17 protein-coding genes are annotated in these 24,769 nt (G+C 58.0%); 7 read left to right on the top strand and 10 right to left on the bottom strand.

What is annotated here, in order from left to right:
- Positions 1 to 255 precede the first annotated feature (255 nt).
- Positions 256 to 1,758, top strand: coding sequence for a S10 family peptidase (locus ACWPM9_RS06900; protein ID WP_484757610.1), 1,503 nt, complete (start codon positions 256 to 258; stop codon positions 1,756 to 1,758).
- A gap of 173 nt (positions 1,759 to 1,931) precedes the next feature.
- A complete protein-coding gene (locus tag ACWPM9_RS06895; RefSeq protein WP_484757195.1) occupies positions 1,932 to 2,504 on the top strand; it encodes a HupE/UreJ family protein in 573 nt (190 codons plus the stop codon).
- A gap of 76 nt (positions 2,505 to 2,580) precedes the next feature.
- On the opposite strand, the gene ACWPM9_RS06890 is transcribed toward ACWPM9_RS06895, so the two are convergent.
- The 3 genes from ACWPM9_RS06890 to ACWPM9_RS06880 form a co-directional block, all read right to left on the bottom strand.
- Positions 2,581 to 4,815, bottom strand: a complete 2,235-nt coding sequence (locus ACWPM9_RS06890) for a putative bifunctional diguanylate cyclase/phosphodiesterase (protein ID WP_484757194.1) — start codon at positions 4,813 to 4,815, stop codon at positions 2,581 to 2,583.
- Positions 4,816 to 5,039: 224 nt separating this feature from the next.
- Complete coding sequence (gene queF, locus ACWPM9_RS06885; protein ID WP_428187371.1) at positions 5,040 to 5,504, bottom strand: preQ(1) synthase; 465 nt, start codon at positions 5,502 to 5,504, stop codon at positions 5,040 to 5,042.
- Positions 5,501 to 6,415 carry a cation diffusion facilitator family transporter gene (locus ACWPM9_RS06880; RefSeq protein WP_484757193.1) on the bottom strand — a complete coding sequence of 305 codons (915 nt, stop codon included), beginning with the start codon at positions 6,413 to 6,415 and terminating at the stop codon, positions 5,501 to 5,503. Before ACWPM9_RS06880 ends, queF begins: the two co-directional genes overlap by 4 nt.
- A gap of 279 nt (positions 6,416 to 6,694) precedes the next feature.
- Here ACWPM9_RS06880 and ACWPM9_RS06875 point away from each other — a divergent pair, with 279 nt between their 5' ends.
- A complete protein-coding gene (locus tag ACWPM9_RS06875) occupies positions 6,695 to 7,261 on the top strand; it encodes a dual specificity protein phosphatase family protein (RefSeq protein WP_428187373.1) in 567 nt (188 codons plus the stop codon).
- Between the two features lie 257 nt (positions 7,262 to 7,518).
- Here ACWPM9_RS06875 and ACWPM9_RS06870 read toward each other — a convergent pair whose 3' ends face one another.
- Positions 7,519 to 9,708: an anthranilate synthase gene (locus ACWPM9_RS06870; protein ID WP_484757192.1), complete on the bottom strand. Its 2,190-nt coding sequence runs from the start codon at positions 9,706 to 9,708 to the stop codon at positions 7,519 to 7,521.
- A 299-nt stretch (positions 9,709 to 10,007) separates the two neighbouring features.
- On the opposite strand from ACWPM9_RS06870, the gene ACWPM9_RS06865 reads away from it, so the two are divergent.
- A complete protein-coding gene (locus ACWPM9_RS06865; RefSeq protein ID WP_484757191.1) occupies positions 10,008 to 10,832 on the top strand; it encodes an extensin-like domain-containing protein in 825 nt (274 codons plus the stop codon).
- A gap of 50 nt (positions 10,833 to 10,882) precedes the next feature.
- Here the strand turns inward: ACWPM9_RS06865 and ACWPM9_RS06860 are convergent, their stop codons facing one another.
- The 3 genes from ACWPM9_RS06860 to putA form a co-directional block, all read right to left on the bottom strand.
- Positions 10,883 to 13,048, bottom strand: coding sequence for a TonB-dependent hemoglobin/transferrin/lactoferrin family receptor (locus tag ACWPM9_RS06860; RefSeq protein ID WP_484757190.1), 2,166 nt, complete (start codon positions 13,046 to 13,048; stop codon positions 10,883 to 10,885).
- Positions 13,049 to 13,321: 273 nt separating this feature from the next.
- Positions 13,322 to 15,001 carry a formate--tetrahydrofolate ligase gene (locus ACWPM9_RS06855; RefSeq protein ID WP_428187511.1) on the bottom strand — a complete coding sequence of 560 codons (1,680 nt, stop codon included), beginning with the start codon at positions 14,999 to 15,001 and terminating at the stop codon, positions 13,322 to 13,324.
- Between the two features lie 176 nt (positions 15,002 to 15,177).
- On the bottom strand, positions 15,178 to 18,297 hold the full coding sequence (gene putA / locus ACWPM9_RS06850; protein ID WP_484757189.1) for a bifunctional proline dehydrogenase/L-glutamate gamma-semialdehyde dehydrogenase PutA: 3,120 nt from the start codon (positions 18,295 to 18,297) through the stop codon (positions 15,178 to 15,180).
- A 110-nt stretch (positions 18,298 to 18,407) separates the two neighbouring features.
- Between putA and ACWPM9_RS06845 the strand changes: the two genes are divergently transcribed.
- From ACWPM9_RS06845 to ACWPM9_RS06835, 3 genes are all read left to right on the top strand, one after another.
- Positions 18,408 to 18,869, top strand: coding sequence for an Lrp/AsnC ligand binding domain-containing protein (locus tag ACWPM9_RS06845; protein ID WP_428187378.1), 462 nt, complete (start codon positions 18,408 to 18,410; stop codon positions 18,867 to 18,869).
- A gap of 163 nt (positions 18,870 to 19,032) precedes the next feature.
- Complete coding sequence (locus ACWPM9_RS06840; RefSeq protein ID WP_428187379.1) at positions 19,033 to 19,755, top strand: helix-turn-helix transcriptional regulator; 723 nt, start codon at positions 19,033 to 19,035, stop codon at positions 19,753 to 19,755.
- Positions 19,756 to 19,957: 202 nt separating this feature from the next.
- On the top strand, positions 19,958 to 20,413 hold the full coding sequence (locus tag ACWPM9_RS06835) for a PAS domain-containing protein (RefSeq protein ID WP_428187380.1): 456 nt from the start codon (positions 19,958 to 19,960) through the stop codon (positions 20,411 to 20,413).
- Between the two features lie 38 nt (positions 20,414 to 20,451).
- On the opposite strand, the gene ACWPM9_RS06830 is transcribed toward ACWPM9_RS06835, so the two are convergent.
- From ACWPM9_RS06830 to ACWPM9_RS06820, 3 genes are read right to left on the bottom strand one after another with little or no spacing between them, the layout of a single operon-like run.
- A complete protein-coding gene (locus tag ACWPM9_RS06830; protein ID WP_428187381.1) occupies positions 20,452 to 21,561 on the bottom strand; it encodes a DUF2333 family protein in 1,110 nt (369 codons plus the stop codon).
- On the bottom strand, positions 21,554 to 22,852 hold the full coding sequence (locus tag ACWPM9_RS06825) for a DUF6638 family protein (RefSeq protein ID WP_484757188.1): 1,299 nt from the start codon (positions 22,850 to 22,852) through the stop codon (positions 21,554 to 21,556). Before ACWPM9_RS06825 ends, ACWPM9_RS06830 begins: the two co-directional genes overlap by 8 nt.
- Positions 22,849 to 24,768: an AAA family ATPase gene (locus ACWPM9_RS06820; protein WP_484757187.1), complete on the bottom strand. Its 1,920-nt coding sequence runs from the start codon at positions 24,766 to 24,768 to the stop codon at positions 22,849 to 22,851. Before ACWPM9_RS06820 ends, ACWPM9_RS06825 begins: the two co-directional genes overlap by 4 nt.
- Position 24,769: the final 1 nt, after the last annotated feature.

The following is a 24,769-nucleotide window of genomic DNA, read 5'->3' as shown; positions in this document are numbered from 1 at the left end:
TTATAAATCCGTTCCCCCAATATGGCGCAGGAGCCATTCGGTACAAGGTTTCCGGCAGCCCCGGGCATACGACCGGTGTCGAGGCAGAACGGGAGGTCAAGCCTGGCCAGTCGCGCGAAGAAACCGAGAAGCACTGCATCAGCCAGCACAACAATGCCTATATGTCGTGTATGTTGCCCTCTTCAACCGATGCGACCACAACGCAGGAGCGACAATACAGTGCCTTTCCGCCGTTTCGATCTGATCGCCTGCCTGATGACAGCCCTGTTCATCATGCCCGTCTCTACATTTGCACAGGAAGATGCAGCCGGAGGCACCGAGGATACCGCGGAGGTCGAACGACAGGATGCACCGCCATCGGAAACCACGACCGGCATCTTCTCTCTATTGCCTCCAGACTCCACAACCGAACACGTCTTGCACGGTCGCGACCGCGACCTGACCTATACGGCGACTGCCGGCACGCTTGATCTTTATGCAGGCGATGGCACCCAAAATGCCAAGATCTTCTACACTGCCTATGTCGCCAAGGATGGCGGCACGGACCGCCCCCTCACCTTCGCCTTCAATGGCGGTCCGGGTGCGGCTTCGGCCTATCTTCATCTGGGGCTGGTCGGCCCCAAGATCCTCGCCTTCGGCAAGGACGGTCATGACGGTACCCGGCCCGAGCTCACGGACAATCCCGACAGCTGGCTCGCCTTTACCGATCTCGCTCTGATCGATCCCGTCGGCACCGGCTGGAGCAGAGCCAAGAACGACAGCACCGCCCGGAATTTCTACAGTGTCGATGCAGACGCCGAGAGCCTCGCAAAGGTCATCGCCCTGTACACCCAAAAGAATGAGCGCCTCGCCTCACCCAAGTTCCTGCTGGGCGAAAGCTATGGTGGTTTCCGCGCAGCCAAGGTCGCAACGACGCTGAAAAAGAGCCAGGGCATCCTCACCTCGGGCATAGTGATGCTTTCACCGATGATAGATGGTCGCTTCCTGCCGGTTGGTCAGCTCGATCCTGTATTGGCAGCGGTGCAGCTGCCGTCCCTGGCGGCAGCGAAGCTGGAACGCGAGGGGCAATTCAGCGAAGCGGCGGTGGCTGATGCCGAGCGCTTTGCCATGACCGACTACCTGGTCTCGCTGGCAGGGCCAACGCCAACGGGCCTGGAAGCAGAGCAGTTGTATAACCGCATCGCCGATCTGACCGGCCTGCCCACAGAAGCCGTCAGTGAAACGCGCGGCTTTGTCGGCAATATCTATACCAAACAGGCGGCCGGTCCGGGCCACATCGTCAGCGCCTATGATGCGAGCGCGCCAGTGGCCGACGCCTATCCCGAATCGGGCGGCGATCACAATGATGATCCCGTTCTGGAGGGTTTCACCCGCGCCTATGGCCCGGCCTTTGCCAACTATGCCCGCCATGAGCTCGGCTACCTCTCGGACATGACCTATACGCTGCTCAGCACCGAGGTAAACCGTCGCTGGGATTGGGACGGCAGCCGCGGCGAGGCAGATGCCTCGGGAGATCTCAGGGATCTTCTCTCCGTCATTCCCTCCTTCAGGCTGGCGATCATGCATGGCTATAGCGACATTCTCACCCCGTTCGGAGCCAGTCGCTATGTGCTGGATCACTTGCCCGCCAACCTCGCCGAAAACCGCGCGGAACTGTATGTCTATCGTGGCGGACACATGTTCTACACCGATGCCGATTCGCGTCGACTGGCGACCGACGACGCGCGCCGGTTCTATGCGAACGAAGGCACGAACTGACCGAGATCTCATCCCCCCGCTGAAACACAGGACGTCGCGGACAAGCTGGCATACGGCAGAATTCGCCATGGACAGAGGAAAACGGGTTACGCTAGTCTGCTTGCCAGTTTATAGACGGGACTGGCGCGACTGATGTCCAGGCGCCATGTCGACCAAATGAGGGACAAGACAATATGATGAAACGCATTTCACTCACCGCAGCCATTTTTGCCGCCGCCTCGGCACCAGCTTTTGCCCACCTTAATCCCGCTGAACACGGCTCATTCATGGCCGGTGTCTCGCATCCGTTTTTCGGTGCTGACCACATCTTGGCCATGATCGCAGTCGGTCTCTGGGCCTCGCAAATCGGCGGTCGCGCGTTGATCGCTGTGCCCGCAGCCTTTGTCGGCACCATGGCTCTCGGTTTCGTTCTGGCCATTGCCGGTTTCAGCTTGCCCTTCGTTGAGCCTGCCATCCTCGCATCCGTCATCGGCCTTGGCCTTCTGGTCGCAACCGCTGCGCGCCTTCCGGCCTCGGCTTCGGCCGCCGTTGTCGGCGCTTTCGCGCTCTTTCACGGCTATGCCCATGGTGGCGAACTGGGGGCCGCTGGCGCGATGCAGTTCGGCATTGGCTTCCTGATTGCAACCGCGACCCTTCATGCCATTGGCGTGGGCGCGGGTCTGGGTCTTTCCCGCCTCGGTCCGACAGTGACGCGCGTTCTGGGCGTCGTCACCGCTCTGGGCGGCGCGGCTCTGGTTTTCGGCTGATCCAGCGATAGTCTGTTAAACGGAAGACGGCGGGCTTATGGCCCGCCGTTTTTGATTGCGCCGTGTTCGATACGTTTTAACCGGCTCGTTCCAAAACACCATCGAGCGGGGCCTTGGCCAACCGCAACAGCGCATCGATATCCTCCTCCGCGATCGGGCGGGAAAACAGGAAACCTTGAAGGCTGTCGCAGCCAATGTCCTTCAGGAACGCATACTGCTGCTCCGTCTGCACACCTTCCGCCGTCGTCAACAATCCCTTGGCACGAGCCATGTCGATGATGGCCCTGACGATGGTTTCATCGCACTTCGATGTCCCGATACCGTCGATGAAACGCTTGTCGATCTTCACGTGATCGACCTCCATGCTCTGCAGCCTGGCGAGACTGGAATAGCCAACCCCGAAATCGTCCAGCGCGATGGTAATGCCAATGGCCCTGAGCGCCATGATATTACGGCTGCAGCTATCCGCATCTCTTATCCAGGCGCTCTCGGTAATCTCCAGTTCCAGCCTGTTGGGATCGAAGCCGGCGCGCGACAGGATCGCCGCGACAGAGAGCGAAAAATTCGGATCGCTCCACTGCACCGGCGACACGTTGACCGAGACCCGAGACAATGGCCAGTTCATGCTTGCGCGACAGCTCTCTTCAAGCACACGAAGCCCGATCTGTTGAATAACCCCCGCTTCCTCTGCCAGGGGAATAAAGGCGTCCGGCAACAACTCTCCACGCGACGGATGCATCCATCGAACCAGCGCTTCAGCGCTATCGATCTGACCGGTGAGGGTTGCGTATTTGGGTTGGTACAACACCTTGAACTGGCTCAGATCGTTAACGGATGCCTTCAACTCCCGTTGCAAAGCCATCTGCTCCTGATCCCGCGCCTCCATATGCACATCGAATATCGCATATTGACCCCGCCCACTGGATTTTGCGGCATAAAGCGCCACATCCGCCTGGCGCACCAGTTCGCCGCGATCCGTTTCATCGCCAGACCAAAAGGCAACGCCGATCGAGGTACCGACGGTGATCTCATGCTCTCCAAAGGAGATAGGAACACCGGTGACAGATAATATCCGTTCACAAAGTTCGCCGGCGGCGGACACCGACTGAACGGGCACGACCGCGTTGAATTCATCGCCGCCAACGCGCGAAACAAGCGCCCCTTCTGGCATTTCAGACCGGATTCGGTCAGCGATCGCGGCAATCACGGCATCGCCGGCGGCGTGACCATAACTATCGTTGATGTGCTTGAAGCGATCGAGATCGAGATAGAGCACGGCCAGCGCTTGGTGTTCGATTTCTCTTTTGTATAGCAATCGTTCAAACCCGCCCTCGAAGGATGCGCGGTTCAACAGACCGGTCAAGGCGTCATGAGTCGCCAGATAGTGGATCCGATCTTCCTGCGCCCGGTTGACCTGTCTGCGGCGATGAAGAAGAACGGAGAATGTCACGATGACGATCGTGATCGAACCGTAGAGCGCGGCCAGGTAGGGCAGGATCGACTTGAGGAAGACCAGACCAGGACGAACCGGGCTCCAGATGAAGTATCCGAGAATACTGCCGTCCGTCTTCTCAAAGGCCATTGAGGCGTCGAAATTCGATGTTTTATCGACCGGAGAAAAATGCAGGTCCTGGAAGCCATACTCATAGGAAAGTTCGTTCAAAAGGGCGCTATCGAGCCGCCGCACGGCCACATGAATATACTCCCGTCCCGGGGCCTGGGTAATCATGCCTGTATCGGATATCACAGGCTTGAGACTGACAATCGCCGGACGCCCCTCGACATAATCGATGTCAGAGACACCGGGCGAGAGATTGCCATCGCCGCCAATTTCGACCTCACCATCAAGAAGACGGCGTCTCAGTGCTTTCGCCATAGGACTGACGATAGCGCGCACCGTTTCAAAACGTCCATTGTCGGCCCGTTCCCCACCTGATGAGGCATAGACCGGCTGATCGTCACTATCGATGACAAAGGCGTAGTCGTGGCCGAAATAGCTGTGCATCCAGCTGCCAAGATTGTTATCGATCCAATCGTCTTTCTGCTTGCCTTGCGGGGCAGACAAGTACCGGACACTATCGTCCCATATCGTCGCACTCTCCTGTTCGTGAGCTATGTGATATCGAAATGTATCGGTCAGGCGCCTGACGATCTTGATTTCACGTTGCGTCGACACCTCGTCAACCGCGCTCATAACCCAACCAAGTGCCGCAACGATCAAAAGCGCCGCAAACGCCGTTCCAAGCACGGAAAGGCCGACCACGCGCATGGGTATCGCTGCAGATGCACGTTTCCCGATCAGGCCCGTCATTCAGCTCCTCACAAATTAGAATTGCCTGAATTAAAGGGAAAATGTTAAATTTTAGAATGAATTAATGTGCGCAATCTTAGTGAAGTGCGTTTTAATGCGCCAAACGAAGTCGGGCCTTCCGCCTGGGGCGCCCTCGACGCGCAAACTGGAATCACTTTCCAAGCGACAACAACTAGAAGCCTGAAAACACAAAAATGTTAGAGATGGCTACTATTAATAACGGCTCATCCGCGACCGCGATAGGTCGGCACACCCTGATCCGGCAACCAGACACCTTTGGGCGCCTCGCCGGTCTGCCAGAAGACATCGATCGGGATACCACCGCGCGGATACCAGTAGGCTCCGATCCGCAGCCATTTCGGATCGAGCAGTTCCACGATGCGCTTTGCAATGTAAACGGAGCAATCCTCGTGGAACGAGCCGTGATTGCGGAAAGAAACGAGAAACAGCTTGAGTGACTTCGACTCGACCAGCCAATCGTTCGCGATATAGTCGATCACGATATGCGCAAAATCCGGCTGACCGGTCATGGGGCAAAGCGAGGTGAATTCCGGCGCGGTAAACCGCACGACGAAGTCTGTACCGGCATTGCTGTTGGGAACCCGTTCCAGCACCGCAGCCTCCGGGCTCACGGGCGCGTCCACATTGGTACCGAGCTGCGTCAGCCCTGAAACATCGGTCATGCTCATTGTCCAGTCTCCTCTACATTGACACGCACGCCGTGGGCTTCTTCGCTTTCCGGCTCGACATGGATTGTCACGCGTGATCCCGGCAACACCTCGTGGATGGCAATTTCAAGGCGATCACAGATCTCATGCGCTGCACCGACGGGCATATCCGCAGGCACCACGAGATCGAAGCTGACGAATGTCGCAGCCCCTGCACGTCGGGTGCGGAGATAGTGTGCGCCAAGAGAGCCGGCAGAATGCGTGGCGATCGCAGCCTTGATCGCCATTTCCTCATGCGCTTCCACCGCCTTGTCCATCAACCCGCTGACAGAATGCGAAATCACCTTCCAGCCCTGCCAGATGATGTTGAGTGCGACCAGAATGGCAAGGAGCGGATCGAGAATGGCGTAACCGGTGATCACCACCAGAATGAGCCCGATAAGCACGCCCACGGATGTGACCACATCCGACATGATATGATGCCCGTCTGCCAGAAGGGCCGGCGAGCGATGCGCCGTGCCGACACGAACCAGCAGACCGGCCCAGATGAAATTGATGACACCCGCCACCGCATTGATGGCCAGCCCGAGCACAGGCGCATCCAGCACCTGCGGATCCCAAAGCGCCCGGACCGCCTCATTCAGAATGAGCAGCGCCGCGACCACGATCAGCACGCCTTCGAGAACAGCCGACAGATACTCCGCCTTGTGATGCCCGTAGGGATGGTCGTCGTCGGCCGGCTTGTGCGCGTAGCGGATGACGAAATAGGCGATAAAGGCAGCGATCACGTTGACCGTCGATTCAAGGCCATCCGACAACAATGCTACGGAACCCGTCAGCCACCAGGCGACAAGCTTCAGGCCCATCACGCCAAAGGCGAGCGGGATACCCCAGAAAGCAATACGTTGAACAAGATTGTCTGTACGAGCCAAAACGCTGGACCTTTGTTGCAGTTGCGAGCGACTTGCAGTGCACAAATCAAAAACGACGAAACCGCCCACGGCTGGCGCGGACGGTTTATGGCGCCGCATTAGGCCAATTGCCACAGCCCGTCAATTGCAACACCCTTCCCGATAGCGACTGCACACAGACAATCAAAGCACCCGCCTCAGTACATTTAATTTGATGAATATACCGTGACGCGCTATCAAGCCGCCGCAATCATCGTTAATGAAACATGGTGCCAATTGCGTGCTGCCGGGAGGAAACCGATGAAATTGACGTCCATTGCACGCAATGCCGCCCTGGTCTGTATGGCAGCAATGCTTGGCCTCGGCGCCTGGATCGGTTACCTCTATGTCTCCGGCAATTTCCACGAAGTCGTACCCGGCAAATTCTACCGTTCGGCGCAGCTTTCGCCCGAGGCGCTCGGCCGCTACATCGATCGCTACGGGATCAAGACCGTCATCAACCTGCGCGGCGAAAATCTGAGCAGCGACTGGTATAATCGCGAGGTCGAAGCCGTCCGGGCGCACAATGCGACCTTCGTCAATTTCCGCATGTCAGCCAAGCGCGCGCTAGATAGCCAACAGTCCGAAGCGCTGATCGCGACCATGCGCAATGCCGAAACTCCGATCCTCGTCCACTGCCAGGGCGGCGCAGACCGCTCCGGCCTCGCCTCCGTCATGTATCTTCAACAGATCGCGGGCGTCGACGAGGAAGCGGCTGAGTGGCAGCTCTCCCCCCTCTATGGCCACATAAACCTGCCATTCATGAAGAGCTACGCCATGGATGACACATGGGAAGCCTTTGAGAAATATATCGGTTTGCCGAGCTAAGGCTTATTGTGGATGGAAAATATCGTCGTCTCGGTTCAGTTTTAAACTGAACAGTGGACCTCAGTATCGGCAACTCACGATGAAGCCCATTGCTCCAATTCCGCTTACCCAAAATGATCAAACTTTGTCAGAGCAACTGAAACAATGGCTCTACCGATCACCGTATTTGGTGGGCACATTCCTGGTTGCTCTGGGAAGCATATGGGCCACTGTCTAGGGGCAAGACGGGGCACGGACGGCGCCCCGTCCCAAACGGTTTAAGCAGCCTTCACCTTCGTCCGCCTGGCAAGATGCGCCACAACATTCTCGATCATCCGCATGCCGGCATCATGCCCAAGCGTCATGATCGATTCCGGGTGGAACTGTACGGCGGCCACCGGCTCCTTGGTGTGTTCAATACCCATGATCGTGCCGTCGTCGCTTTCCGCCGTGATCATGAAATCGCGGTCGAGGGTCGACGGATCGGCAAAGATCGAATGGTAGCGACCGACAGTCACTTCCTTGGCAAGGCCGGAGAACACGATACCCGGCTCCAGCACGCGGATGCGCGAAGGTTTGCCGTGCATCGGCACTGCCAACTGGCGCAGCTCTCCACCATAGGCTTCCGCCAGCGCCTGCAGGCCGAGGCAGACCCCGAAGATCGGCAGATTGCGGGCCCGCGCCTTCTTGATGGTCGCCTTGCAATCGAAATCGGCAGGCGTGCCAGGACCGGGTGAGAGCACCACAAGGTCGGGCTTCATCCGGTCGAACACCTCTTCGGCAACCGGAGTGCGCACCGTCGAGACGGTCGCGCCGGTCTGGCGGAAGTAATTGGCAAGCGTATGCACGAAGGAATCTTCGTGGTCGACCAGCAGGATCTTGACGCCCTGCCCCACCTTGGCGACCCCACGCTGGGATTTGGTATCATTGCCGGACTTGGCGTCGCGTACAGCTGCAATCATGGCGGATGCCTTCAATTCGGTTTCGGCTTCTTCCTCATGCGGGTCGCTATCGTTGAGAAGCGTGGCACCGGCGCGGACTTCGGCGATGCCATCCTTGATCCGGACTGTCCTGAGCGTCAGACCGGTATTCATGTCGCCGTTGAAGCCAACCATACCGATGGCACCGCCATACCAGGCACGCGGGCTCTTCTCATGTTGCTCGATGAAGCGCATGGCCCAGAGCTTCGGCGCACCGGTGACCGTCACCGCCCAGGCATGGGACAGGAAACCGTCAAAGGCGTCCATATCGTCGCGCAAACGCCCTTCGATATGATCGACCGTGTGAATAAGCCGCGAATACATCTCGATCTGGCGGCGACCGATCACCTTGACCGAACCCGGCTCGCAGACGCGCGACTTGTCGTTGCGATCGACGTCCGAGCACATGGTAAGCTCGCTCTCATCCTTCTTGGAGTTGAGAAGCTTCAGGATCTGTTCGCTATCGGCAATCGGATCGTCGCCACGCTTGATGGTTCCGGAGATAGGGCAGGTCTCGATGCGGCGACCGGAGACGCGCACAAACATTTCCGGCGAGGCACCGACCAGATATTCCTGATGCCCGAGATTGATGAAGAAGGAATAGGGAGACGGATTGATCTCCTTCAGCCGCTTTGAGATTGCTGAAGGCTTGCTGTCGCAGCGCTCCATGAACTTCTGTCCGGGAACCACTTCAAACAGATCGCCCTTGCGGAAGCTCTCCTTGGCCTTGGTGACCAGCGCTGCATATTCACCCGGGCGGTGATCGCCCCTTGGCGGGATCGTATCGGTCGGCCGGAACGGTTCAGGCGCAATCTCTTGCGACTTGCCATAGGTGGTCACACCACCCTTTTCAAAATCATAGCGATCGATCCACGCCTTGGCGGCATGATGGTCGACCACGATAATCTCATCCGGCAGGAACAACACCATGTCGCGCTGATCTTCGGGCCGCTCGAGCGACAACTTGATGGCATCGAACTGGAAGGCGAGATCGTAACCGAAGGCGCCAAACAGCCCGATGGCAGAATCGGCCTCGGAATGGAAGAGATCGGTGATCGCCCGCAAAACGGTAAACACCGTCGGCATTTTCGAACGCTCTTCTTCCATGAAAATGCGGTCTGGCTCGTTGATGGTGAGATCAAGTCGCCGATCCGTTCTCTCGCCCAGTGTGAGCTCAGATACCGTCTTCAGGCGCTCGGCGATGAAGGACAGCAGCACTTCACCGCGCTCGTTGAAGGCTTCGATCCAAACCTTGCGACCGAAGGACGAAAGCCCGAGCGGTGGATCGACGATGGCGGTATCCCAACGCGTATAGCGACCGGGATATTCATAGTTGGATGAAAACACCGCACCGCGACGCTCGTCCAGCTTGTCGATCGCTGAACTGATCGCATCTGCATAGGAGACCGGCCGGCGGCTACGCGTAACGGCAATGCCGCCGCGCGTCTCATAGGTTTCTCCGCCGTCATCGTGAATAACCGTCACCATAGTTTTCTGCTCCCTGTTCAGGCCCGGCCCCGGGCGCTGAATACAAAAAAGCCGCCTCAGGTTTTCCGGGCGGCTTCATCACACTCTGTCGTTCAGACATGACTGGTCAAGGCCGCGTTAGCGTGCCCACCACCAGTTACCAATGTTCTGCGACATGTTCATGGTGCGAATTGTTAGCCTGCGTCGATCCTTTGCGCAAGTGCAGATATGACATGCGATCCCGTCCATTTCTGCCATCAAGGCAACCTATGGAGTTTTGATGCGTTTGAACTTGGCGGAAACTTGTAGAAGGCGATCACATGCGACGGACGACCATCACCACCCTGGCGATTCTTTTGCTCCAGACATGCGCATTCGCAGCGACCGATTTGCCCAAACAAGGCCCGCTCCCCGACAGCAAGCCGACAGCGACGAAGCCGGCAGAGACATCGGTAGAAAAGCCGGACACGGAAACCGTGACCGACAAGAAAGACAAGACTGAAACCGAAGCGGAAGAAGAAACCCCAAATCCCGAAGAGGAGAAAGAAGTCAAAGCACCAGCGCCCCCGCCCGTTGAGACGGAGGATCCAGCCGCCTATGCTGGCTGCATTGCAGATCTCAAATCCATCGGCGCAAGCTTCAGGGAAGTGGATCGCATCGATGACGGCAATGGCTGCGGCATCGACAAACCACTCATCGTCGACAAGGTCCTGCCCGGCGTCTCGCTATCGCCGCCCGCCACGATCCGCTGCGAGACGGCTCTTCAGCTCGCGCGCACTTCCAAGCAGTTCATCATTCCCGCCGCTCGCACGGGCTTTCCCGGCAAAGCAGCGCTCACCTCCATCAACCAGGCATCCGGCTATGTCTGCAGGCTTAGAAACAGTGCCAAGACCGGCAAGATCTCCGAACATGCCCGCGGCAACGGCATCGACATCGCCTCGCTGAGTTTCGGCAAGACGACGGTGCCGATGCGCATTGTGAAGCAGGAAGACAGTACGCTGGAAGACGCTTTCCAGCGTACATTCAACGCCGCAGCCTGCCTTTACTTCACCACTGTCCTCTCCCCCGGTAGCGACGCCGCCCACCAGGACCACATGCATCTGGACGTGATCGAGCGGCGCGGCGGGTATCGCTATTGCCGGTAGAAATGGAAAAGGCGGCATCCGCAAAGATGCCGCCTTTATAGGCTGAAGACTTAGAAGCGTTTTGTCAGCGAGACTTTGAAATAGCGCCCGCTTTCCGAATAGAGGTCACTCAACGTGGACGCTTCCTTTACCTCGAGTGCATCGAAATAGGTCTTGTCGAAAACGTTGTAGACTCCTGCCTGAAGACGAAGCCCCTGAAACTGCTCGGGCTCCCACCAGCCGGTGAGATTCACAATGCCATATCCGTCGGGCTTGGAGGATGCGGTGGAGTCATTATCAACCGCAGCAGAAGCAATCAGGCTGGCGTCTGCGCCCCAAGTCTCCTGCTCGAAACCGACCCCGAATATGCCCTTGAGCGGGGCGACAGACGCGAGCAGTTCGCCTGTGTCGATATCCTCGCCATAGGCATAAGCAACGGATCCATGGAGATTGAAGCCGCTCGTAAACGTCTTGTGGGCGCGCACTTCCACACCGGATATGCGCACCTTGTCACGATTGAAGTATTCGATCGAGCCGAAAGCATACCCGGCAGTTGTGACCGTATCGGTATCAATGAAATTCTTGTAGCGAGTGGTGAACGCCGTGATGCGCCCTCCAAAGTCTTCGTCGCCCAGATTAGCACCGAGTTCGAAGCCATAGCTGGTCTCCGCTTCAAGATCGGAATTGCCGAAAGAGCGATAGAACGGCGCGTTATCGTAATTGACATAGAGCTGAGTGACATTGGGTGCCTTGAAGCCCATGGCAAACTGGGCAAACAACTCGACATCAGGACGGACTTGATAGGCAGCCCTTAGCTTTGGTGACAATTGCCAATCACTCTGTCCGTCCGGCAAGCCGGCATAACCGCTATTATTCTCGTAACCCGCGGTCTCCTTCGGGTTGTAGTCATACCAGTCGAAGCGAATGCCAGGCGTTACGGTCAAGCCAGTCTGTCCGACCTCGATCCTGTCCTCCATATACAGACCAAGCTTCGCGGCATCCGTCTCAGGCATGTCGGCCTGATTGTTATGGTAGAAAGCGCAGTTCGACACATAGGTCACGTCGCATGTATCATGACCGACCTGTATCTGCGTTGTGGTGGCAAACGAAAAATCCCCACCCATTGTCAATCTATGGATGAGATCGCCCGTCACGAAATCGCTGTTCACAAAACCCGCGAAGCCGAAGGCCTGCTCTTCATTGGTACTGATGCGCCCATATCCGCCCTTCGGATCAGTCAGCCGCTCACCATCAGTCCCCTCTTGCCGCTCGGTATGCTGCCAGTAGAGTGTCGCGAAGGCAGACGAGATCAGGCTATCCTCTGCAATTGCTTCGTAGCTGTAATCCAGGGAAACGCGATTTCTCGTATTGTCGACAAGGTTATCATAATCATCCGGAGCATAACTGGAGCCCTGCTCACTCTTCAAATTCGTGGTCGAGTCGAAATTGAAATGTTCCGCCGTCAGACCGATCTGATGTCCCCCCTCGAGATCCTGCCGGATTTTGAAGAGAATATTCCGCTGATCATACTCTTCCGGATCTGCCTTGGTGCGGTTCGCTCCGTATCCGCCGATATCGCCTCCAGTCTTTGACTCGTGACCTTTCTTGTAGCTTCCCTGAAACAGGATCGACGTATTCTCGATCTTCTTGGCGATGGCCGCAGAACCTCCAATTGATTGGTCCTTGCCGTCAAACGTGACCTTGGCCACACCGCCAAAATCCTGCCCCCCTCCGATCAGGTCCTTCGGCTCCAATGTTCTGAGAAGGACGGCACCGCCCAGTGCGCCCGAGCCTGCCCGGCTTGAGTCACCGCCACGCAAGATGTCGACCGATGACAACGAGGAAAAATCGTAAGTGTTGGCACCGCCATAGCTGGCCCTGACCCCGTCCGAGAGATAGGGGATTGGAATACCGTCGATTGTCGTCAGCACACGATCTTCCTCGAGGCCGCGAATGTTCACGCTCTGCGTTTCGGCCACCCAGGACACACCCGGCTCCGTGGTGTTGCCAAGATCATCGAGACTCGTGATATCCTTCTGCGCAATCTCCTTTGCCGTAGTCTGCGTGGCGAGCGGCGTATCCTCGACCGAGCCGGCGGGAACACGTTTTCCTTTAACGACAATGGTTCCAAGCTCGACGGCGCCGTCTTCGGCATCCTGTGCAAAAGCAATGACAGGAACGGAAAATGCGGCCAGCGCGGTGCAAGCCAGCAGCGACGCGCGGAGTGAATTTGACATGAGACCCCCTTGACGGATCCGCGCGAAGACGCGCCGTGCACAGCGATATGCCGGCCAGGATCCGTTACGAACTGATTGAGATGTGGTGGGTTGCTTTTGGCTGCCTGCCGCTAGCCATATAAAACATGATTTTTTAAGTCAATTTAAAAATCATGATTATTAAACTCATGTTATTCTTTTCAGATCGTCTCATACACGACGCCGGCAATCGCGGCCGCACCAGGGCTGCGGCTCACGATTTGAATCACCATATGAGGTAGTTGGCGGATGGGCTTAGAAAAGTCCCTCTATCTGACCGATATCGTTGAGAAAAATCCGCTCAGACGATGGCGAGCGTGGCAAGCCCGGCATGGTCATGATCTCGCCGGTGATTGCCACCACAAAGCCGGCACCGGCAGACAAACGGACCTCACGTACATGCACGCTATGGCCTTCCGGCGCACCGCGCAGGGTCGGATCGGTGGAGAATGAATATTGTGTCTTGGCAATACAGACCGGCAAGTCGCCATAGCCCTGCTCTTCCCAGGCCTTCAACTGGTCGCGCACCGCTTTGTCCGCTGTCACCTCGCCCGCGTGATAGATCTTGGATGCAACCGTTTCGATCTTTTCCAGAAGAGACAGATTGTCGGGATAAAGCGGCTTGAACTGTGCCTGACCGCTATCGGCCAGTTCGGCAACGCGCCGGGCGAGCTCTTCAATGCCGGCTGAACCTTCCGCCCAGTGCCGGCACAAAATGGCGTCGCAGCCCAGATGCGAGACATAGTCCTTCACCGCCTCGATTTCCGCCTCGGTATCGGAAATGAAGTGGTTGATGGCAACCACCACCGGAACGCCGAATTTGCGCACATTGGCAACATGCCGGCCCAGATTGGCGCAGCCCCGCGTCAGCGCCTCGACGTTTTCGGTGCCAAGATCCTCCTTGGCGATGCCGCCATTCATCTTCAGTGCCCGCACCGTCGCAACGATGACGGCGGCAGCCGGTTTCAGCCCGGCCTTGCGGCATTTGATGTCGAAGAATTTTTCCGCCCCCAGATCGGCCCCGAAGCCGGCTTCCGTCACGACATACTCGCCAAGCTTGAGCGCCGTTGTGGTGGCAATCACCGAATTGCAGCCATGGGCGATATTGGCAAAGGGACCGCCATGAACGAAGGCCGGATTGTTCTCCAGCGTCTGCACAAGATTCGGCTGCATGGCATCCTTCAGCAGCACCGTCATCGCGCCATCGGCCTTGATGTCGCGGGCAAAGACCGGGCTCTTGTCGCGCCGGTAACCGATGATGATATTGCCGAGCCGCTGCTCCAGATCCTTCAGATCCCGAGACAGGCACAGGATCGCCATGACCTCCGAGGCGACCGTGATGTCGAAGCCCGCTTCGCGCGGATAGCCGTTGGCCACACCGCCCAGCGAACAGACGATCTCGCGCAAGGCGCGGTCATTCATGTCCATGACCCGACGCCAGGTCACGCGGCGCGTGTCGATATTCTGCTCGTTACCCCAGTATATGTGATTGTCGATCAGGGCGGCGAGCAGGTTATGGGCCGAGGTAATCGCGTGGAAATCGCCGGTGAAGTGAAGGTTCATATCCTCCATCGGCACCACCTGCGCATGCCCACCGCCTGCAGCACCACCTTTCACGCCGAAGCAGGGGCCAAGCGAAGCCTCGCGAATGCAGATGACCGCCTTTTTGCCGATCCGGTTCAACCCGTCGCCAAGCCCGACGGTGGTCGTGGTCTTGCCCTCGCCTGCAGGCGTCGGATTGATGGCGGTCACAAGGATGAGCTTGCCGTCGGGCCGGTCTTTCAGCCCGGCAATAAACCCGGCCTCAACCTTCGCCTTGTCATGGCCATAGGGAATGAGATCCTCGGGCACCATACCAAGCTTGGCACCGATCTCCATGATCGGCTGTTTTTTTGCCGCGCGTGCGATCTCGATATCCGACTTGATCTCCGCCATAAGTGTCACCTCTCCTGCGTCCATTGGCCGTTCCGGCTTTGCGCCGGATTAGAGCCTGAACGAAGGTGGAAGGCGAGTGCTTTTCGGCCAAGTCCCCTGCCAAATTTGGCTAAATGGGCTGGAAAGGGCTGTCCATCGGGCAGCCCTCTCTTCTGTCAGAGGCACCGAACGAGCGCTCAGCCTTCGCCAAGGGCAATCAGGCTGGCATTGCCACCGGCTGCCGCAGTGTTGACGGAAATCACCTGCTCGACCGCAAAGCGCAGCAGATAGGCAGGACCGCCGGCCTTGAAGCCGGTCCCGGACAGGCCTGAGCCGCCAAACGGCTGCGTACCGACAACAGCACCGATCATGTTACGATTGATGTAGATATTGCCGGTGTCGAGAGCATCCGTCACCATGCGCACGGTCGCCTCGATCCGGCTGTGGACGCCAAGTGTCAACCCGTATCCGGTATCACCGATCGCCGCGATCACCTTGGGCAGATCCTTGGCCTTCCAGCGCACCACATGCAGCACCGGCCCGAAGACTTCGCGCGTCAGCGCCTCGGCCTTGTCGAGCTCGATGATGTGCGGCGCAAAGAAGTTGCCGGTATTCGGCGTGGTGCCGGCGTAGCGCACCTTCTGTGTCTTGCGCATCTCGTCCACATGGGCGGTCAGCATGCCCTTCTGCTTTTCGTCGATCACCGGCCCGACATCTGTGTTCGGAAGCGATGGATCGCCAAGGTTCAACTCCATTGCCGCCCCTTCGATCATCTCCAGCATGCCATCGGCAATATCGTCCTGCAGATAGAGAATGCGCAGCGCCGAGCAGCGCTGTCCGGCAGACCGGAAGGCAGACATCACCACATCATCCGTCACCTGTTCGGCAAGCGCCGTGGCGTCGACGATCATGGCGTTGATACCGCCGGTCTCTGCAATCAGCGGAACAATCGGCCCGTCCTTGTCCGCCAGTGTGCGGTTGATCGCCTTGGCCGTTGCCGTTGAGCCGGTAAAGGCAAGACCGGCAAGCTTCGGATGCGCCGTGATGGCCGCACCGATCTCCGGACCACCCGGCAAAAGGAAGAGCACGTCTTGCGGAACGCCTGCCTGATGGAACAGCTTGACGGCTTCAAACGCAACAAGGGGTGTCTGGGGTGCCGGCTTTGCGATCACCGCATTGCCCGCGACGAGTGCGGCAGAGACCTGACCGAGGAAGATCGCCAGCGGAAAATTCCAGGGCGAGATACAGGCAAAGACGCCGCGTCCGCGCCACATCAGGCGATTTGTCTCACCGGTCGGGCCGGGCATGGATTCAGGCGCCGTAAACTGGCGACGCGCCTCAGCGGCATAATAGCGGCAAAAGTCGATCGCCTCGCGGATTTCGGCAATGCCGTCATCCAAAGTCTTTCCAGCCTCTGCCGAAAGCAGCGCCAGAAAACGGTCGCGGTTTTCTTCCAGCGCATCGCCCATCTTGTCGAGGCATAGGGCGCGCTCGTCAACGGGCCGGCGCGACCATTTGGCAAAGCCCTTTGTGGCAGCCGCAAAGGCGCGATCCACATCCGCCGGTGCTGCATCGCGCACCGAGCCGACCACGCGGCTGCGGTCGGACGGCGACAGAACCGGACGCGCCTCGCCCTGGCCCGTTGCCCCCGGTGCCAATGGCGTTGCATCAACTTTGGCCGCCTTGCTGTCGACACGTACGAGCAAGGCGTCCAGAGTTTCGCGGTGGCCGAATTCCAGGCCGGAACTGTTCTTGCGCGCGCCGTAGAGGCCATCGGGCATCGGGATCTGGTTATGGCGGGCGCTCACACCCTTGCCAAGCCCGAGACGCTCTGCAGGTCGCTCCAGCAGCGAACGTATCGGCACATTCTTGTCGCCAGCAACGGCGACAAAAGAGGAGTTGGCGCCATTTTCCAGCAAGCGGCGCACCAGATAGGCCAGAAGATCGCGATAACCGCCAACCGGTGCATAGATGCGGCAGGCAATGCGTTCATTGCCCGATAGTAGATTGTCATAAAGCGCCTCGCCCATGCCATGCAGACGCTGGAATTCGAAGCCGCTGCGGTCGGCACCGGCCAGTTCCAGAATGGTCGAAACGGTGAGCGCATTATGGGTGGCAAATTGCGGGAAGATGCGCTTTCGCTTTTCCAGCATCTGCGCCGCACAACCGAGATAGGCAAGGTCTGTCGCCGGCTTGCGCGTCCACACAGGATAATCGTCCAGACCGCGCTCCTGCGCCCGCTTCACCTCGGTATCCCAATAGGCGCCCTTGACCAGCCGCACCATCATGCGGCGGTTATGGGTCTTGCAAAGAGTGTCGACGAAGTCGATCACCTCAGGCGCACGCTTCTGATAGGCCTGAATGGCCAGACCGAATCCGTCCCAGCCATCCAGCGACGGATCTGCAAAGACGGCAGCGATCACATCGAGCGAAAGCTCCAGACGGTCGGCCTCCTCGGCATCCACGGTGAAGTTCAGCTGATGCGCCTTGGCCATCTGCGCGAGCTTCAACAGATCCGGTACCAGTTCGCGCATCACCCGCTCACGATGGGTGGCCAGATAACGGGGATGAAGGGCCGAAAGCTTGACGGAAATGCCCATACGGTCGGGCAATTCCTTGCCCTTGGCGTTCTTCGCCATGAAGGTGCCGATGGATTCGATCGAATCCGCATAGGACTTGAAATAGCGCTTGGCATCCGCCGCCGTGCGGGCACCCTCGCCCAGCATGTCGAAGGAGTGGCGGTAGCCCTTCTGTTCGCTCTTGGCGGCCCGCGACAGTGCTTCCTTCATGGTCTCGCCAAGCACGAAGTGATGTCCGAGGAACCGCATCGCCTGACGGGTAGCATTGCGAACCGTCGGCAGCCCAACCCGCTTCATCAGCCCACGCACCACGCCTTCCGGCGTCTCACCGGGCCGGATGACCTTGGCCGACATGCCGAGTGCCCAGGCCGAAGCCGAAACGAACCAGCTTTCGGCGCTGCTTTCGTGCTGGCTCCAGCCGCCTTCTTTCAGCTTGTCCTCGATCAGCTTGTCCTGCGTATGAGCATCCGGCACGCGCAGCAACGCTTCTGCCAGAACCATCAGCGCTAGCCCCTCGCGCGTGGACAGCCCGTATTCCCGAAGGAAATCCTCGACACCGCCGACAGAGCCGGAATCGTTCCGGATAGCCTGGATGAACTTCGTCGCGCGTCGGTCAATCGACTGCTCCTGGCTCGACGAAAGCGAAATCTGCCCCGCCACATCGCGCAACAAGCGATCATCGTCACCGCCAAATGGGGCGTCGAACTGGGAAATCTCGGTCATAGCTGATGCACTCATGGTTGCCTCCGTGGTTGATGCAGCATATAAACGAATTTGCAGATAATCTCACTAAAGATGAATACTCAAACGGTGAAAGTAACTGCAATTATTCCTGAAGGTAGTGTTTTATGAAAGAAATCGACAAGGTCGACCGCAAGATCCTCAGAGCGCTTCAAAACGATGGGCGCTTGACCAATGTCGAGCTCGCAGATCGCATCAACCTGTCGCCGACAGCGACAGCCGAGCGGGTACGCCGCCTGACCCGCGACGGTGTCATCACAGGATACATGGCAATTCTGTCACCGCAAAAGCTCGACCGCGAACTGATCGTCTTTATTGAGGTCAAACTGGACCGCACCACACCGGACGTCTTCGATGCCTTTGCCCGGGCCGTGAAACGTAGCGACGACGTGATGGAGTGCCACATGGTTGCCGGCGGCTTCGACTATCTTGTGAAAGCGCGCGTTTCGGGGATGGACGCCTACCGCAAATTTCTATCCGATGTGATTCTGGCACTTCCGGGGGTTAGGGAAACCCACACCTATGCTGTGATGGAAGAAATCAAGGACACCGGACACATTCCTGTTTGACTTGCGGTAAACACTAAACCCTGTCTTTGCGCTCCAATTGCAAGGAATGACAAAGGATATGCGCGGAGCGGATAATTCATGACAAAAAAAGACTAGCTTTTGTTGGAACATGATATATTTGTTAACGGTAACATACCAATCACGGTAATTTTAGAAATCAGAAATGATCATTGCGGAGCGCCAATCGCTGTTGAACAGCGAAATTTCGGGTTGTGAAACAAAAACCCAATTCAGTGAGGTGATGCATCGCATCGCCCATGAGTTCGGCTACGCCTATTTCGCCGTGATGACTGCCCCCGGGCCGAACGACAGTCTGGCAGCGCCGCTGGTTCATTACGGCTCCGTCCCGCTGCCATTCCTGCGCGAATTTGACCGCAACCACTACCTGCGTGACTGTCCTATTGGTGGCCGTGTGAAGGACAGCGTTCTGCCTCAGATGTGGCGCATCAATGACCCGAACATCGCCTATCGCTTCGATTGCTCCGACGCCATGTGCGAACTTTTCCTGCGCTTTGGCATGTCGTCCGGTGTCGTACTCAATTTCAATTCCGTCGATTCGACCCGCTTTCTGATCCGCTTCTACGGCAGTCGTCCTCTGCTTAACCAGTCTGAGCTCAACGAACTCAGCATGGTATCGCTTCACGCATTCGACGTCTTTGACCGTATGCGGCGCATAGAACTCTCCGCCCCCAACGCCTTGTCTGCCCGCGAGCTGGAAGTCGTCAGATGGACGGCTCAGGGCAAGACCTCGATCGAGATTGGGCAAATCCTCTCGCTGTCTGATCACACGATCAATGCCTATATGACAAATGCCATCAAGAAACTGGATTGTGTCAACCGCACCCAGCTCGTGGCCAAGGCGATCCGGTTGAAACTAATTAACTAACTTGTAATATAAGACTGCGAACCGGGTGCGCCAGGCGGCATGCGTGGGAAGGACAAGAATATCGTGTGATATGCTTTGCCCATATACCGTGTCGCAGGATGCACCTGATCGCTTTACGCCACGCTAGCAGGCGACGGACATTGAGCATTTGGATGGACGGGGAGCGGTCCTCGCCTATCCTGAAGACACGAAGGTGCACAGCTTGCCAACACATTTTGACCAGCATTCAGATCCTGGCCTGCATGATGGCAACGCTGTCGGCATTTCCAATGCCGAAATTGTCGAGCTTGTCACAGCCTTTCGTTACTATGGATTTTTCCGGATCGATCTCGATAGCGGGCTCCTGTATGCCACGCCCGATGTCTTCAAAATCTTCGAGATGACCTATCACGACGGCCCCCTGAACATGGTCGAGTTCGGACACAAGATCCATCCGGAGGATTTGCCGATGGTCATGGAGGCTTTCGAACGCGCAAGCGTTCATAACGAAACCTACCACAGCATATACCGTGTGCGCCGCAAAGACGGTAACCACCGCTTTGTACGCACGGTGGGAAAATACCGTGAGAAGGCTGGCACAGCAGGCGAAGTGGTCGGCGTCACCTACGAGTTTTTCGAGCGCCTGCGCACCGTGGGCTTCTCGTCCGAAAAGCAATAGCGAAAAGAGGCAGTTTCCCACCCCTTCCCTGTGGGCGGCTAACGGTCGAGCACAGTCCGCAACTCCACCATGTTGGAGCGCACGCGCAGAATGTAAAAGCCCATGGTGGCCAAATGGGTGGGCATGATCCAGCCGTCTTCCGCACCATTGGAAATGATTGCCGGCTGCACTCTCAATGCAGCCTCGACCTGCTCTTCCGTCTGCATCCAGAGGCTCTGCAGATTGCGCTCGCGGATCACGTCCTGAAAGTCGGCATGCGTTGCCGCAAGAATGGCACGCAGCGCATAGAGCTGGCCGTAAGCAAACCAGAAGCGATCGTCGGCACGTGTGTCGAACCAGCCGGCATTATAATCCTCCGACCGACGGCGCAGGATATCGGACGTATTGCCAAGGTCGCTCGCCGCCCGGTCGAGCAATTGCATCAGATTGTCCGCTCTTGTGTCGAAGACGGATTTGCACTGCTGCAGATCGGCATTGAACTGGCGCCAGTAGCGTATCGCAGACCGGTAGGTGGCAGGTGTCGTCGAGCGAAAGCCCAATGGATGGATGCCAAAATACCAGGCCTCCTCGTCATACTGGATACGCCCGCGCGCTTCCTGAAGATCGCTGTTGATACCGGATGTGCCGCGGACTCGCCCCAGATTGTCGGCAAGCTCGATTGCCACGCGCCGAACCACCTGATTCACACCGCGCTGGAAAGAGGCCTTGTTGTCGAAGAAGGGCGTATTGTCCCAGTCGATCCCGAAGAAACCAAGCTTGTAGAGGAGTGTCGACGACACCCATGCATTCTGGTTGACGTTGAGATCGGTCAGATCCGCAGCGACCGTTGCAATTGCCGAGTTCTGGCACGCATTGGGTTGATCGGGCAGTTTTTCACCGGCCGCGACCGTGCGCTTGGCGAAGTCATATTTCTCCACCATCTGGGTGTCGAAACCATACCAGATCTGCGTGCGCCAGAAGAACCATCCGTATGACGCGACCAGCACCGCCAGGACCAGGATGATAGGTCCCTTGATCAGCCAGTTGCGATCCTTGTACCAGCCATGGGCGGCGAGAAACGGCCAGAGCAGCCAGGCGACAACAAGGCCGACACCCCGCCCGATCGCGCTGAAGATGCGCTGGAAAAACGCGATGATCGGATCAAGCATTCGTCTCGTCTCCTATGTCGTAAAGCTGCTTTCGGAAGCGTTTCTTGTCCTGCAGATATGTTGCCGTCAGTCGTGATACAACAAATTCGCGGTAGGTTTCGCGATATCCCTCATAAGCCTGATAGAAACCCTGTTTGTCGAAGATGAAGCGGGACACGAAGTCGGCTGGATTGAACTGGGCGATCAGCCTGTTGGTCAGCCATTGGTCCGGATGCTGCGGCGCTGCCCGGATCAGCATGAAGCGCTGCCTGGCCGAGATCTCCTCCATACGGATATTGCCGGTGCGGGCGATTGCGCGCTGCATATCCATCAAGAAGGGATAGCTTCCCTCCTCCGCCACCAGACCGGCATTGCGCTGCGCCCAGGTCTGCAACCAGATCCCATCGATCTTCGACATATCTGTGTCTGGCTCAGAGCGCTCGGCAAGCGCCGTCAAAGCCATGTCGGCCCGATGCCTGTAAAGTCCCGAAGCTTCGACCCAACTGGCGCGCGGCAACTCGATGCGGCCGGTGCGGGCCAGAAAGTCGAAAATGCGCGACGGATCGTCAAGCCCGATATAGCTTACCTGCCACGGACGCGAGCGGCGGAAACCCGGTGCCTCGGGATCGCAGATCACCGTCGTGTTCTTCTCGTCGACGAAGATGAACACTCCGCCGAAATGGTTTGCCCAATAGGCGTCATGGCGAAAGACCAGCTTGTCCGGCACCAGTACATTCTGGCGGATATCCCCGGTCAGCTTGACCAGCTCCACCATCCGGTTGAGCATGGCATCGTCACGCCAGGCATTGTCGGAACTGCGCAGGCGATCGGCAAGCTGGCGCAACTCCGCAGCTTTGCCGAGAAGATCCTCGGCAGACAGGACCCGAAAACGCACCTCGTTGATGGACAGCAGATCCTCGAGTGTCTCCACCCGCGCGACCGAATCCTCGATCTCGCCATAGAGCGCGTCCTTGATCGTGACCGCGTTGATCGCCCGTACATTGGCGTCAAAGAACTCGTGCATCAGGCCTGCGGTATTGGAAAAACTCGTATGCACCACCGGGAGGTTTTCCTGATCCGGCGTCATGATGATGAAGCGTCGATTGACCCGGTCAGGATCGAGATAATCCTTGTCACCCAGCTCATCTGCAATCTGCGGCGAAAACCCGGTCATATCGATATCGAAGCTTTCGAGCTGCGTTCCCCGCAGTCCGAACCCGGCCAGCGCCTTGTTGTATCGTTCGATCAGATGCGGCTCGCGAATCGTCAGCAACCGCCCATAGATCAGCTCAGCTTCGAGAAGGCGGTTCATCCCTGCCACCGTCCATCGCGTTTCATCGCTTCGATCTCGGCGATGGCCTTTTCGCGCTGGCGTTCACGGCGGATAATGTCGGAGACGGCAGCATTGTCGGATTTGTCGGTGTAGCGGAATTCGCTGTCGGCGTAGCGGTTGACCTCCTGCAGGATCATGTCCATCGTGATCGGCCCGCGCAGCGCCTCGATCATCGCTTTCTTCTCGTCATAGCCTTTGTGCATGAAGGCCTGAGGCGTTTCGAACCACTCGTCCGGCAGTTCCACATCCATGGCCCGCATCTTGATCGCATCGGTGATGTTCTTGATCGCACGCCCGGTAAAGCGCGGTTCCGCCAATTTGATCTCATGCAGATAGGCGCCGACATCGGCAAGGGTCCTGATCTTTCCATGCGCCGTCTCGTAGCGCTCCCAGACAGACACCAGCCCCGCCTCCTTCGGCTGGCTGTGCTGCGCATAGGAGGTGGCAACCGCACGCTTGATCTCCTGGTCGGCAAAGAGCGTATGGTCGCCCAGAGGCAGTGAGTGGTTCTTGCCGATCAGAAGCGCAAAGATGTCGATATAGTCGTGTTCGGTCTGCGGACCATCCACCAGCCAGCGCGCACCCGCCCGCTGACGCAGCGCATCGTCGACATTTTCCGGATAGTTGGAGAACATGCCGAAACTGCAATTGCCGCGCACCACGGTCGAGGCCCCGGCAAAGCTCTCCATCAAAACGGCAGTCACTTCCTGCTGGCCGGCTGATGCCCGGTCATCGGCGCGCTTTGCCGCCACCTGATCGATATCGTCGATCGTGCCGAAGCCGATGGCGCGGGGATTGAGGACATTGTTGATGAATTCCTTGGCATTCTGGCCGGATTTACCCTGATAGGACGAAATCTGGTCGACGCCGAAATTCTCGTAATGGAAGGCATACCCTGCGACCTGGCAGTAATCGTTCAGCATGCCCGCCAGCATCTGGATGAGTATGGTCTTGCCTGTTCCCGGCATGCCGTCGCCGATAAAGGTAAAGAGAAAGCCGCCAAGCTCGACAAACGGATTCATCTGTCGGTCGAAGTCGTAGGCCATCATCATCTTGGCAAGCTTGAGCGCCTGATATTTGGCAATGTGGTTGCCGACGATCTCTTCCGGCTTCTTGAAGGTCATCACCAGCGGCTTGCGCTTCATGCCGGGCGCCACATCGAAACCATCCAGGGTAAAATCGTCCTGGTCGATGCGGATATGCGTATTGTCCAAACCGGCAAGTCCGGTGAAGCGCGCCTTGCGGGAAATCAGTCCTTCCAGCGCCTCGCGGGCAAAGGCACGCGCCCGCGCGGTCAATGCCTGGTCATCCGGCGACCCGGAAATGGCTGCATCAAGTCCGGCCATCATGCTTTTCAGGGCATCCTGCGGTGTATCGAACAGGAAATCCGGCTCACGGGTGTCGTTGACCGGTTCTCCCTCGCCCGCCAGCGTCGATGCCAGATAGGCAGCAAAGGTGAAGGACGCGACATAGGCCGAGGCTGCCAGCAGCGCCTTGAACTGCTCGGCATCCGCCCCTTGAAGCGGTGCCGACCGGTTGCGCGCCTGAAGCGCTTCCAGATTGCTCTGTCGTGCGAAAACATCTGCCACCGCAAGCGCCACCTGCGCCCCGCGCCGCGCCCGGTAAAGAACCGCATGGCTTTGCGGCGACATCAGCGGATCGCCGGCCTTCAGAGAGGCAATGGTCTTGACCAGTTCCACCTCACGCGTGCGGCGCACCGAACCTGTGGCCACGGGCGAGACGAAACGTCGACCGGTCCCCGCAAGCGATGGGCCCGACTGGCTGTCGCCCTGATCCAGGACGATCGTGCGCGTCACCAGTCCCTGCGCCACCGCAAGATGCTTTTCGATCTCGTCTTCGTGGATTGTCGTCAGCCCCGCATTGAGTGCGTTCATC

It is taken from the genome of Agrobacterium sp. H141 (assembly GCF_057158725.1).
This window is presented reverse-complemented; position numbering and strand designations above follow the sequence as displayed.

Coding starts and splice junctions, on each gene's coding strand:
- ACWPM9_RS06900 (WP_484757610.1), top strand. CDS start 256: ATGACAGCCCTGTTCATCATGCCCGTCTCTACATTTGCACAGGAAGAT.
- ACWPM9_RS06895 (WP_484757195.1), top strand. CDS start 1,932: ATGATGAAACGCATTTCACTCACCGCAGCCATTTTTGCCGCCGCCTCG.
- ACWPM9_RS06890 (WP_484757194.1), bottom strand. CDS start 4,815: ATGACGGGCCTGATCGGGAAACGTGCATCTGCAGCGATACCCATGCGC.
- queF (WP_428187371.1), bottom strand. CDS start 5,504: ATGAGCATGACCGATGTTTCAGGGCTGACGCAGCTCGGTACCAATGTG.
- ACWPM9_RS06875 (WP_428187373.1), top strand. CDS start 6,695: ATGAAATTGACGTCCATTGCACGCAATGCCGCCCTGGTCTGTATGGCA.
- ACWPM9_RS06870 (WP_484757192.1), bottom strand. CDS start 9,708: ATGGTGACGGTTATTCACGATGACGGCGGAGAAACCTATGAGACGCGC.
- ACWPM9_RS06865 (WP_484757191.1), top strand. CDS start 10,008: ATGCGACGGACGACCATCACCACCCTGGCGATTCTTTTGCTCCAGACA.
- ACWPM9_RS06860 (WP_484757190.1), bottom strand. CDS start 13,048: ATGTCAAATTCACTCCGCGCGTCGCTGCTGGCTTGCACCGCGCTGGCC.
- ACWPM9_RS06855 (WP_428187511.1), bottom strand. CDS start 15,001: ATGGCGGAGATCAAGTCGGATATCGAGATCGCACGCGCGGCAAAAAAA.
- putA (WP_484757189.1), bottom strand. CDS start 18,297: ATGAGTGCATCAGCTATGACCGAGATTTCCCAGTTCGACGCCCCATTT.
- ACWPM9_RS06845 (WP_428187378.1), top strand. CDS start 18,408: ATGAAAGAAATCGACAAGGTCGACCGCAAGATCCTCAGAGCGCTTCAA.
- ACWPM9_RS06840 (WP_428187379.1), top strand. CDS start 19,033: ATGATCATTGCGGAGCGCCAATCGCTGTTGAACAGCGAAATTTCGGGT.
- ACWPM9_RS06830 (WP_428187381.1), bottom strand. CDS start 21,561: ATGCTTGATCCGATCATCGCGTTTTTCCAGCGCATCTTCAGCGCGATC.
- ACWPM9_RS06825 (WP_484757188.1), bottom strand. CDS start 22,852: ATGAACCGCCTTCTCGAAGCTGAGCTGATCTATGGGCGGTTGCTGACG.
- ACWPM9_RS06820 (WP_484757187.1), bottom strand. CDS start 24,768: ATGAACGCACTCAATGCGGGGCTGACGACAATCCACGAAGACGAGATC.